Origin of the sequence: Arthrobacter sp. TS-15 (assembly GCF_006964045.1) — a bacterium.
Taxonomy (GTDB): domain Bacteria; phylum Actinomycetota; class Actinomycetes; order Actinomycetales; family Micrococcaceae; genus Arthrobacter.
This window is the reverse complement of record NZ_SDXQ01000050.1, coordinates 59,658-71,638: the sequence shown is the minus strand read 5'-3', so window position 1 is coordinate 71,638 and position 11,981 is coordinate 59,658. Positions and strand designations below refer to the sequence as shown.

General features: G+C 62.1%; 7 protein-coding genes. 6 read left to right on the top strand and 1 reads right to left on the bottom strand.

Translation table 11 applies throughout. The features are described 5' to 3' along the window. Window positions 1–57: 57 nt before the first annotated feature. Window positions 58–2,031: an APC family permease gene (locus tag EU811_RS20010; RefSeq protein ID WP_142940052.1), complete on the bottom strand. Its 1,974-nt coding sequence runs from the start codon at window positions 2,029–2,031 to the stop codon at window positions 58–60. Window positions 2,032–2,248: 217 nt separating this feature from the next. Between EU811_RS20010 and speB the strand changes: the two genes are divergently transcribed. The 6 genes from speB (at window position 2,249) to EU811_RS19980 (ending at window position 11,930) form a co-directional block, all read left to right on the top strand. Next, window positions 2,249–3,319 carry an agmatinase gene (gene speB, locus EU811_RS20005; protein WP_142940051.1) on the top strand — a complete coding sequence of 357 codons (1,071 nt, stop codon included), beginning with the start codon at window positions 2,249–2,251 and terminating at the stop codon, window positions 3,317–3,319. After that, the gene (locus EU811_RS20000) at window positions 3,316–5,019 is read left to right on the top strand and encodes a thiamine pyrophosphate-binding protein (protein WP_142940050.1); all 1,704 of its coding nucleotides are present in this window, start codon (window positions 3,316–3,318) and stop codon (window positions 5,017–5,019) included. The genes speB and EU811_RS20000 overlap by 4 nt, the downstream gene beginning before the upstream one ends. Window positions 5,020–5,219: 200 nt before the next feature. Beyond that, entirely contained in the window at window positions 5,220–5,702 is a 483-nt protein-coding gene (locus tag EU811_RS19995; RefSeq protein WP_142940049.1) for a MarR family winged helix-turn-helix transcriptional regulator, read from the top strand. Between the two features lie 8 nt (window positions 5,703–5,710). Then, window positions 5,711–7,810 (top strand): MDR family MFS transporter, encoded by a 2,100-nt coding sequence (locus EU811_RS19990; protein ID WP_142940048.1) that lies wholly within the window; start codon window positions 5,711–5,713, stop codon window positions 7,808–7,810. Window positions 7,811–8,121: 311 nt separating this feature from the next. After that, a complete protein-coding gene (locus EU811_RS19985) occupies window positions 8,122–9,855 on the top strand; it encodes an ABC transporter ATP-binding protein (protein WP_142940047.1) in 1,734 nt (577 codons plus the stop codon). Then, entirely contained in the window at window positions 9,852–11,930 is a 2,079-nt protein-coding gene (locus tag EU811_RS19980; RefSeq protein WP_142940046.1) for an ABC transporter ATP-binding protein, read from the top strand. Before EU811_RS19985 ends, EU811_RS19980 begins: the two co-directional genes overlap by 4 nt. Window positions 11,931–11,981 lie beyond the last annotated feature (51 nt).

Below are 11,981 nucleotides of genomic sequence, written 5' to 3'. Positions count from 1 at the left end.
CGGGGAGGAGCGCGGCCTGCGAGGGGACCAACCGGGGAGGAACGCGCGGAACCGGGGCTAGCCCACGTGCACCCACGGGCGTCGGGTGATGTCAGGCTCGGCCTCCCGAAGTACCTCGCGGGTTACCGGGGCGATCTCTCCTTCGCCGAAGAACAGGAACTTGCTGAGGTTGGAGATCGGATTGCCCTCGGTCCAGCGGAAGTAGATATGGGGCATGAATCCTGTGACGTCGCGGATGTGGAGGAGTACTGCGGCCACGGTGTTGGGCACGTTGTTGCTGTGCACCTCCAGGATCTTGAACCCGTGCCGGACCTTGCCCACCACTTGGAGCTCCTGCTCAAAGTCGGAGCTGTCGTCCACAATGACCTCAATGAAGACGGCGTCGCAGTCAACGGGCAGGTGACTTGCCTGCTGGGCGTGCTGGAGCTTCTCCCTGTATCGGCTTGCGCTGAGGTGTTTGGGTTCGTGGGCGATGATGCGGACGGGACCTTCGGCGGCGTTGGCCGTGAATTCGAGGGCTTTCTCGTCCATCTTGATGTGAGTGGCCCGAAGTTCGAACGCGCGCCGCATGCGGGATATGAAGCTAACTACCATGATGCCCAGAATGAAGAGGGCGGCGATCTTCAAGCCGTCGGGGCGCTCGATCGAGTTGACTACGGTGGTGTAGACGAAGACGAGGGAGATCAGACCAAAGCCGATGACCTGTGCCCGCTGCTTCTTCCGCCGTGCAGACAGTGTGACGGCAATGGAGGCCGAGGTTATCAGGACCAGCACACCAGTGGCGTAGGCGCCACCTTGGGCGTTGACGTCCGCCTTGAAGATGATGGTGACAAAGAAGGCGATGACGGTGAACACCAGGACCAGCGGGCGGAGGGCGCGTGCCCATGCCGGCGCCATGCCATAGCGGGGCAGGTAACGGGGGACGAGGTTCAAGAGCCCGGCCATGGCTGACGCGCCTGCGAACCAGAGGATGGCGATGGTGCTCACGTCATAGACGGTTCCGAATCCGTCTCCTAGGAATTTGTGCGCCAGATAAGCGAGAGCGCGGCCTTCGGCTTTACCGCCGTCCTGGAATTCGGCGGCGGGGATCAGCATGACGGTGGTGAAGCTGGAGGTGATGAGGAATGAGCTCATGATGATGGCCGCGGTGGTGAGGAGCTTGTGCGCACCCTTGATCCGGCCAGTGGGCTTGGCATCGGTGTCTGTTGCGTGGCCCTTGATTTGAGGCATGACGGCAACTCCGGTTTCGAATCCGGAGAGCCCAAGTGCCAGGCGGGGGAAGACCAGAAGTGCCAGGGCGATCATCATGATGGGGTCGCCATGGGACGTGGTGAGCGCACTCCACCAGTCGGTTATGACGCCGGCTTCGGTAAAGAGATGAGTCATGGACACCACGATCACCACAAGGTTCAGCGCGAGGAATGCTGCCACCAGCACCACGGCCACGTTGATGGCTTCTTTGAATCCGCGGAGGAAGACGATGCCCAGGCCGGCGATCAAAGCCAAGGTGATGACTACTTGCTGGCCTTCGAGGAAATGCGGCGCGAAGGGGTTCTCGATGAGGTGGGCTGTGGCGTCGGCGGCGGACAGCGTGATGGTGATCATGAAGTCGGTCGCAGCAAAACCAAGGAGGGCCAGGACGAACAGCTTGCCTCCCCATCGCGGTAGCAGGCGCTCCAGCATGGCGATGGATCCTTCGCCGCGGGGGCTTTCCTTCGCAACGCGCCGGTATACGGGGAGGGCGCCGGCCAGGGTTGCGAGCACCAGGAGCAGGGTGGCCAGCGGGGACAGCAGGCCGGCGGCCAGGGCGGCGATGGCTGGCTGGTAGCCGAGGGTGGAGAAGTAGTCCAGGCCCGTGAGGCACATGACTTTCCACCAGGCTTGGGGCTTGTGCGAGTCCGAGGGGCGACCGTGGGGTCCCTGTCGCTTCCCTGAGGTATCCGGCATTCCTTCCAGTAGCCATGGCTTGAGCTTGAAGGAGTTCTTTGGCCGGTTGGCCGGATCGGCCGGAGGCCTCGACAGGGTGGTCACGGTGTCCTTTCGTGCAGCAGTGTGCTGCTTCCGCTAGGAGCGTATGGCCGCGTTCGACGCCGGGACCCCGGTTTTTATGGAATCTTAACGCCCGCTGTGACGGGCATCTCATGACGCACGCCCGATAAGCCAATTTGTAAACATGTGATGCTTATTAGACAACTTTGAGTGTATGATGGGTGTCACAGACGCTGACTTATCTCGAAGGAGAGGCATTTTGGAAGAGCTCCGCATTGAGGCCAACGGGAACCTCGGCCCCATCGATTCATCCCGCATCCCGCGCTACGCCGGTGCCGCTACCTATGCCCGCCTGCCCCGCCTGGACCAGGTCTCCAAGGCTGACGTCACCGTTGTTGGCGTCCCCTTCGACTCCGGCGTTTCCTACCGCCCTGGCGCGCGCTTCGGTGCCAACCACGTGCGTGAAGCCAGCCGCCTGCTCCGTCCCTACAACCCGGCATGGGACGTCAGCCCGTTCGAGAACATCCAGGTTGCCGACGCCGGCGACATGGCCGTGAACCCGTTCAACATCAACGAGGCCATCGAGACCATCCAGCAGAACGCCTTGGACCTCACGGCCAACGGCAGCAAGCTGGTCACTCTCGGTGGCGACCACACCATTGCCCTGCCTCTGTTGAGGGCAGCCGCTGAGCGTGCCGGTGAGCCCATCGCGATGCTCCACTTCGATGCGCACCTGGACACCTGGGATACCTACTTTGGCGCCGAGTACACGCACGGCACCCCGTTCCGTCGGGCCGTGGAAGAGGGCATCCTTGACACCGAGGCCATCAGCCACGTCGGTACCCGCGGTCCGCTGTATGGCAAGAAGGACCTCGACGACGACCACCGCTTCGGCTTCGGTATCGTCACCTCCGCAGACGTCTACTACCAGGGCGTCCTGGAGACCGTGGCTAAGATCCGCGACCGCATCGGCAACCGTCCGCTATACATCTCCGTGGACATTGACGTTCTTGATCCGGCTCACGCGCCAGGCACCGGCACTCCTGAAGCCGGCGGCATCACCAGCCGCGAGCTCCTGGAAATCATCCGTGGTTTCCGGGGCATGAACCTCGTTGGTGCGGACATCGTTGAAGTTGCTCCGGCCTACGACCACGCAGAAATTACCGGTGTTGCAGGCAGCCACGTAGCCTACGAGCTCGTGACCCTCATGGCGGACAATGCAGTGGAAGGTGACCGCCAAGGTGCCCCCAACGGCTACGCGCAGCAGGCCCTCGGCGCCCGTATCGCGGAACTCGCGCAGGCAACCGGAGCAACCGGAGACCAGCGATGATCGATTTCGATCCGGGCACAGCAGCCCCCACCAAGGGAACCAACCAGCGCAACGGTGGGGACCTCGTCGTCGAGACCCTTGAAGCGCTGGGCGCGAAGACCGTCTTCGGTATCCCGGGCCAGCATGCTCTGGGTCTTTTTGACGCGATGGGCCGCGGCAACCTGCACTTCGTTTCCTCCCGTGTGGAGAACAACTCGGCCTTCGCAGCCGACGGGTATTCACGTGCCACCGGCGAGGTGGGTGTGCTGTTCCTGTCCACCGGGCCCGGTGCGCTGACGTCCCTGGCCGGTTTGCAGGAGGCCTATGCCACGGGTGTTCCCATGGTGGTTGTGGCCAGCCAGATTCCGCTCGATGGCCTGGGTGCCCGCCGCAAGGGCATGTTGCACCAGCTCGATGACCAGAAGGCCTCGGCCGCGAACGTCACCAAGAGCCAGCGACTGATCCAGCACGCCTCGGGCATCCCCTCGGCCATCCAGGACGCGTGGACCGAAGCGATCTCCTCACCGCAGGGCCCTGTGTGGATCGAAATTCCGCAGAACGTTCTGCTGGACCCGATCATGGTGCCGCCGGTGGAGGACGCCCTCGCCGAGGCATTCGACAACCCGCCGCGTGTTGAATTGATCCGCGAGGCCGTGAAGTGGCTTTCGACGGCGGAACGTCCGGCGATCATCGCGGGAGGCGGCACGCGTCGTGGCCGGGCCGAGAAGTCGTTGCTCTCGATCGCCGAGCAATTACGGGCTCCGGTCATTTGCACCCCGGGCGGCAACGGCGCGTTCCCGTGGTCCCACGAGCTGTCCTTACAGTCGTGGATCGAGGACCGGTATATGACCGACGTCCTGGAAGACGCCGATGTGCTGATCGTGATCGGCTCCTCCCTGGGTGAAGTGACCTCGAACTACTTCACGTTCGAACCACGCGGCCGGATCATCCAGATCGACGCCGAACCCCGGGTCCTAGAATCCAACCGGCCGGGCCTTGGCATCCGCGCCGACGCGGGCCAAGCACTCGCAGCCTTGGACGAAGCCCTCGCAGCTGCCGGTGCCGCGGACGCCGTGAAGCGTGACTGGCACGGCAGCAGCCCCGAAGACGTGGTCAAGGAATCCCTGGCCAAGGTCAAGGCCCGCCTGGAGTCACAGGATCTGGCCAAGGAACTGAAGTTCATGGCCGACATTCGCGAGGCTGTTCCGGCGGACATGCAGACGTTCTGGGACATGACCATCTCCGCGTACTGGGGCTGGAGCTGCTGGGACGCCCGGCAGGGCCAGTTCCACTCCGCCCAGGGCGCCGGCGGCTTGGGCTACGGCTTCCCTGCGGCCATCGGCGGTGCCGTGGGACTGGAGACCACCGGGAAGCCGAGCAGGGTGCTGGCCGTTTCCGGTGACGGATCCTCCATGTACTCCATCTCCGAGCTCGCCACCGCCAAGCAGCACAATGTCCCGGTCACCTGGTTGATTGTGGACGACGGCGGCTACGGCATCCTGCGTGAGTACATGGTGGGCGCCTTTGGCCAAGCCACCGCCACCGAGCTCGCCCGCCCGGACTTCGTAAAACTTGCTGAGTCCTTCGGCGTCCCGGCGCGCCGGGTTGCTCCGGAGGAAGTGGGGGACGCGCTCAAGGCGTCCTTCGCAGCGGACGGACCCAACGTCGTCGTGGTTGAGACCCTGCTGAAGATGTTCGGCCCCACGCATTTGGATGACTAAGTAGACCGTAGTAAACGCAGAAAGCCCCCGCACGGAACCTCGTGCGGGGGTTTCTGCGTTGCGAGGCCCACTCTGCACCCAATTCCCGCGAAATAAGGTGCAGAGCGGGCCCCGCAACAGAACCGAAACGCATCTTTAGTTTCCCAAAGCAATCAATCTGAGTTATAGTTGCTTTAGGCAAGCAAAAGAGGGGTGTTTCCATGTCCGTCGGTTCCGCCACAGCAACCGATCTTGTGCATCAAATCTTCGACCTCCAGCGCACACTGCGCTGTGTGGTGACCGCCCACATGGCGCGTGTTCCCGACGTCGGAATGGCTGTTCAAGGGGTGATGCGATTCATTGGCGAGGGGGAGACCCGCGCTACGCATCTGGCCACGCGGCTCGGTGTCAGTGCACCGGTCCTGAGCCGGCACGTCACCGAACTCGAGGAACTGGGCTTCGTGGTCAGGCGGCCCGATCCCGCGGACGGCAGGGCCCAACTGCTTGCCCTGACGGAGGAAGGCTCCGCGAAACTGCGCGAATTCGAAGAACAACGCAGCGTGAGACTGCGCGATTACCTGGCGGATTGGAGCGAGGCTGACGCCCTCGAGGCCTCCCAGGTCATCAACAAACTCACCGAGTCACTCAAGGACTCAATCCGGGCAACGGCGGCCGGCTCCATCACAACCAACCAGACAGCTTAGGAGCCACCATGGCCACACCAGCAGTTCAGAACACCAAGGCGGTGGACGCCTCAGCCAGCCCCGCGGCCAGCAAAGCCGCAGCGCCCATGACGCACCGGCAGATCATGGAAGCCCTCACCGGCCTCCTCGCCGCCTTCTTCACCGCAATCCTCAGCAGCACTATTGTTGCCAACGCATTGCCCACCATCATGTCCGAGCTCAAGGGCACCCAAACCGACTTCGCCTGGGTCATCACGGCAGCGTTGCTGGCCAATGCTGCAACCACACCCATCTGGGGCAAGCTCGCGGACCTTTTCGACAAGAAGCTCCTGGTCCAGCTGAGCATCATCATCTTTGTGGCCGGCTCAGTAATGGCTGGACTCTCCGAAACCATTCCGCTGCTGCTCACCGCCCGCGTCATCCAAGGCGTGGCCATGGGTGGCCTCACAGCCTTGGCCCAGGCAATCATCGGCTCCATGATTCCGCCGCGCGACCGCGGTAAATACTCCGGTTACATGGGCGCCGTCATGGCCGTTGGCACTGCTGGCGGACCGCTGTTGGGTGGCTTCATCGTTGACAGCCCGTTGGGCTGGCGCTGGACGTTCTTCGTCTGCGTGCCGCTGGCCGTCGTCGCGCTCATACTGCTGCAGGTGACGCTGAAAATCGAGCACATCAAGCGTCCCGCCAAGATCGACTGGCTCGGTTCCATCCTGCTGACCTCCGGCGTCAGCCTGTTGCTGATCTGGGTTTCCTTCGCCGGCAACCCCGACTACTACGACTGGTTCTCCTGGCAGTCCGCCCTCATGGTGGGTGGCGGCGTAGCTCTTCTGGCTGTGCTCGTGTTCGTGGAAACCAAGGTGGCCCAGCCCATCATCCCCCTCAAGATCATCTCCGAGCGCACCACGGCCCTGGCCATTGTTGCCTCCGTTGCGGTTGGCATCGCCATGTTCGGTTCCTCAACCTTCCTGGGTCAGTACTTCCAGGTTGCCCGCGGCGCCACACCCACCGAGGCAGGGCTGCTGACGCTGCCCATGATCGCCGGAAACCTTATTGGTTCGGTCGCTTCGGGCATCCTGATCAGCCGCTTCGGTAAGTGGAAGAGGTTCCTGATTGCAGGCTCCGTCCTCCTCATTGGCGGTCTCGCATTCGCCGGAACCATGGACCACACCACTGAACTGTGGATAGTGGCGATCTACACCGGTGTGTTCGGGCTCGGCCTGGGCATGCTGATGCAGAACCTGGTCCTCGCTGTTCAGAACACCGTCCAGGCCAAGGACATCGGAACCGCGAGTGCCTCCGTGGCGTTCTTCCGCTCGGTTGGTGGCGCAATCGGCGTATCCGTTCTCGGTGCCATCATGTCCAACCACGTGAAGGAACTCGCTGTTGAGGGCATGACTGCCGCAGGGATCCCTGCCCAGGGTGGCGCGTCCGGAGCGAGCATGGACCTGGCTGACATGCCTGCCCCCATCGCGGACATCATGCGCGCTGCCTACGGTGACGCGACTGCTCAAATCTTCCTGATCTCCGCGATCATCAGCGTCGTTGCCCTCCTCGCCGTGCTGTTCATCAAGGAGCGTCCACTGCGACGCACCGTGGATGCAGCTCCTGAGAAAGAACTGGTTGCCACGGCTTCAGGGGACGCCGGAATGTCACTGGACACGGCGTCCATGGACGCAGTGAAAGCGTCCGACGACGGCGCCCGCCGCCCAAGTGCCCATCCTGCGGTTTCGGTGGGCGGACGTCAGGTAGGGGCGGACCGTCAGGTTCCGGTAGGGGACCGTCAGGTTCCGAACCCGGAGTCCGGAACCGATCTTGACCTCGAGTTCGCTCGGATCCTCACGCAGGAACGGCCTCACGGCACCGCTGATGTGAAGGAAGTCCAGGAGCAGTTGTCCCGTACCCAGTACGTCCTGGCGGAACAACAGCTTCAGCTGAGCCGTGCCAACGTGGAGCTGCAGGCCCGGTTGCGGGAGCAGCAGACCATTGCCGAGCAGCAAGCCCACACCGCGGAAGAGCTTGCAGCGATCCGCAAAGAACTCAAGCGTGAGCGCAGGCAGCAGGAGCGCATGGCGTTGCTGCTCCTCCAAGGCGTCGAAGCCCGTTCGGACCACGGCAAGCACGCAGGCTAACTCACTGGGGTCCCGGCCCTGTCCGGGGATCCAGGCCGGGGCTCCTGATGGAGTGCGGGGAAACGGCCAACGAGGGCGGGATTGGGAGCGCCGGCTGGGAAACCAGCCGGCGCTTTCTTGTTTGCCCCGACTGCCGGTCTTGCGGCAGCGGGAGCATCCGTCACCCGGCAGATACTCCGCTGGGATGATCTTTTCCGAAAGATGTTTCGCCGGGGCAACGGATTTCGTAGAGTAGGGAGGCTAATACTGTCAGCCCCGGCTGCCACACTTCTCTTACCTCTTTCACGCACTCTTTCTAAGGACCCGTGGGCATGCTTGTCACCCTTATACGGCGCTACTCCAAGCCGTATTTGCCGCAGATCGTGGCCGTGCTGATTTTTCAGCTCGCATCCACCATCGCTACGCTGTACCTCCCCAGCCTCAACGCCAGAATTATTGATGAGGGAGTTTCCCGCGGAGACACCGACTTCATCTGGCAGACCGGTGCCCTCATGCTCGCTGTCGCCCTGGGACAAGTGGTCACTGCCATCATCGCTGTGTACTTCGGGTCCCGCGTTGCAATGGCCATTGGCAGGGACCTGCGCCGCAGCGTCTTCCGGCAGGTCAGTAGCTTCTCAGCCCAGGACGTCAACACTTTCGGTGCTCCCACGCTGATTACCCGCGGTACCAACGATGTCCAGCAGGTACAGATGCTGGTGCTCATGGGCCTGAACTTCATGGTCTCAACCCCCATCATGTGTGTGGGCGGCATCATCATGGCGCTCCGTGAGGACCTTAGCCTTTCCTGGTTGGTCTGGGTCTCCGTTCCTGTCCTGGTGGCCGTGGTGGGCTACCTTGTAGTCCGTCTCATGCCGCTGTTCCGTTCCATGCAGACCAAGATCGACGCCATCAATGGCGTACTGCGCGAACAGATCATCGGTATTCGCGTGGTCCGGGCCTTTGTTCGCGAGCCCCACGAGGCCAGGCGCTTCGGGGACGCCAATGATGACCTCACTGCAGTGTCGGTAAAGATCGGCAACCTGTTCGTCCTGATGTTCCCGGCCATCGGCATGATCCTGCACCTGTCCACGGCCGCCGTGCTGTGGTTTGGCGGCCAGCGGGTGGATTCCGGGGAGATGCAGGTGGGTGCGCTCACGGCCTTCCTCCAGTACCTGCTGCAGATCCTGATGGCTGTCATGATGGGCACGTTCATGGCCATGATGATTCCCCGCGCATCCGTCTGTGCAGACCGCATAGGTGAGGTACTGGACGTCGAGCCTTCCATCCACAACCCCAGCTCGCCGGTAGTGCCTGCTGAGAAGAAGGGACGTGTGGAGTTCCGGGACGTCACCTTCAAGTACCCCGGTGCCGAGGCTCCGGTGCTGAGCAACATTTCCTTCACTGCTGAGCCGGGCAAGACCCTGGCCATCATCGGCTCCACGGGTGCCGGCAAAACCACCTTGGTCTCGCTGCTGCCGCGGCTTTACGACGTCGCATCCGGTGACGTCCTGCTGGACGGTGTGCCCGTCACGAAGATGGACGCATCGGAGATCACTAGCCGCGTATCTGCGGTGCCGCAGAAGCCGTACTTGTTCTCAGGAACAATCGAGCACAACCTTCGTTTCGGCAAGCCTGACGCCACGGACGAAGAGCTGTGGGAAGCGTTGGAAACGGCCCAGGCCAAGGGCTTCGTGGAAGAAAAGTCATCCGGTTTGAACCGGCGCATCGCCCAAGGCGGTACCAACGTCTCCGGTGGCCAGCGCCAGAGGCTATCCATTGCCAGGGCGTTGGTTACCAAACCGAATGTGTACCTGTTTGATGATTCGTTCTCCGCGCTCGATGTTGCTACCGACGCCCGTCTGCGCAAAGCCTTGAAGGCCAAGACCCGGGATTCCACAGTCATTATCGTGGCCCAGCGCGTCTCTACCATCGCGGACGCGGACGAGATCCTTGTGCTGGATAACGGAAGGATTGTTGACCGCGGAACGCACGACGAACTGCTGGAGACCTCACCCACCTACCAGGAAATCGTTGAATCCCAGCTGAGCGTGGAGGAAGTGGCATGACCGAGCAGGACCAGCAGAAGAAGCGTGGCTGGGCTGCCAAGGCTCAAGCCGCCAAGGATGCCAAGGCAACAGCCGAAGCTGAGGTAGCCACCGAAGTGCTCGATGACGACGACTTTGTTGAAGAAGAATACGTCCCCTCCGAAGCTGATGGCGGTATGTTCGGCGACGTCCCGGCAAAGAAGGCCAAAGAGTTCTGGCCGTCCGCCAAGCGACTCATGGGCCTGCTGAAGCCCGAGGCCGTTGGCGTGTACATCGTGATCGGGCTCGTCATTGTCTCGGTAGTCCTCAATGTGATTGCTCCGAAGGTCCTGGGTAGTGCCATGGACGTCATCTTCGGTGGCGTTGTGGGCCGGCAGATCCCGGAGGGGGTCTCGCAGGAGCAGTTCGTTGAGCTCATGCGCCAGCAAGGCCAAGGCAACTTTGCGGACATGGTCTCCAAGATGGAGCTCACCAACGGGATTGACTTCCCCAAGCTGACGTTCCTGATTTCGATCGTGCTCCTGATGTACTTTGTGGCCAACATCTTCCTGTGGGCCCAGGGTTGGTTGCTCAACAGGATCGTCATGCGGGTCATTAAGAAGCTGCGCAACGACGTTCAGGCAAAGCTCAACCGGCTCCCGCTGAACTACTTCGACACCCGCCAGCGCGGCGACATCCTGTCCCGCGTGACCAACGACGTCGACAACGTCCAGCAGGGCCTCCAGCAGGCGTTCTCCCAACTGGTCAGCTCAGTGCTCACAGTCCTGGGCATCACGGTGATGATGTTCATCGTCTCCTGGGAATTGGCGCTCATTGCCCTGATCGCCCTGCCGTTGTCCGGCATTGTGGCGGGCGTCATTGGTGCGCGCAGCCAGAAGCTCTTCGCAGCACAGTGGAAGAACACCGGCGCACTGAACGGCCAGATCGAGGAGTCCTTCTCCGGACACGACCTCGTGAAGGTCTTCGGTCGCGATGCCGACATGCTGAAGCGTTTCGACGAGAAGAACGAGGAACTCTACAAGGCCTCCTTTGGTGCGCAGTTCGTGTCCGGCGTGATCTTCCCGGCCATGAACTTCGTGTCCTACCTGTCCTACGTCGGCATTGCCGTGGTGGGTGGCTTGCGCGTTGCCTCAGGCTCCATGAGCCTGGGCGATGCCACCGCCTTCATTCAGTACTCACGTGAATTCACCCAGCCGCTGGGCCAGATTGCCGGCATGGCCAACATGCTGCAGTCCGGTGTTGCCTCGGCAGAGCGCGTCTTCGAGTTCCTTGATGCCGAGGAAGAAGTTGAAGAGACCGGGACCCGCAATCTGCCCGCCAAGACCGACGGCCATGTTGAGTTCGAGCACGTCTCGTTCAGCTATGTAGAAGACAAACCGCTCATTGAGGACCTGTCCTTTGCTGCCGAACCTGGCCATACCGTGGCGATTGTGGGCCCCACCGGGGCCGGGAAGACCACGCTGGTGAACCTGGTGATGCGTTTCTACGAGCTCAACGCAGGCCGGATCACCTTGGATGGCGTGGACATCAAGGACCTTAGCCGCGCAGAACTGCGGTCCAAGGTGGGCATGGTGTTGCAGGATGCCTGGCTGTTTGGCGGGACCATCTACGACAACATCAAGTACGGCAAGCTGGACGCCACCGAGGACCAGATCATGGAAGCGGCCAAGGCAACCTACGTGGACCGCTTTGTGCGTGCCCTCCCGGACGGTTACCAGACGATCATCGACGAAGAAGGCAACAACGTCAGCGCCGGTGAAAAGCAGCTCATCACCATCGCCCGTGCCTTCGTTTCAGATCCGTCGCTGCTGATCCTGGACGAAGCTACAAGCTCCGTGGACACCCGTACGGAGCTGTTGCTGCAAAAGGCCATGGCTGCCCTTCGGACGGACCGGACGAGCTTCGTGATCGCCCACCGCCTGTCCACTATCCGCGACGCCGACACCATTTTGGTGATGGAGAACGGCAAGATCGTGGAGCAGGGCAACCATGCCCACCTGCTCACACTGCAGGGGGCCTACTACCGGTTGTACATGTCCCAGTTCGCTGGTGAGGAAGAGACCGCTGTGGACGACTCGACGGCGGTGCACAGCTGAGCACGGAAACACTGAAGGAGTCCATGGCACCCCGCCGCATAGAGGTCCTCG

Excerpts from the sequence above, each read along its gene's own strand:
- EU811_RS20000 (WP_142940050.1), top strand. The coding sequence starts at position 3,316 with ATGATCGATTTCGATCCGGGCACAGCAGCCCCCACCAAGGGAACCAAC.
- EU811_RS19995 (WP_142940049.1), top strand. The coding sequence starts at position 5,220 with ATGTCCGTCGGTTCCGCCACAGCAACCGATCTTGTGCATCAAATCTTC.
- EU811_RS19990 (WP_142940048.1), top strand. The coding sequence starts at position 5,711 with ATGGCCACACCAGCAGTTCAGAACACCAAGGCGGTGGACGCCTCAGCC.
- EU811_RS19985 (WP_142940047.1), top strand. The coding sequence starts at position 8,122 with ATGCTTGTCACCCTTATACGGCGCTACTCCAAGCCGTATTTGCCGCAG.
- EU811_RS19980 (WP_142940046.1), top strand. The coding sequence starts at position 9,852 with ATGACCGAGCAGGACCAGCAGAAGAAGCGTGGCTGGGCTGCCAAGGCT.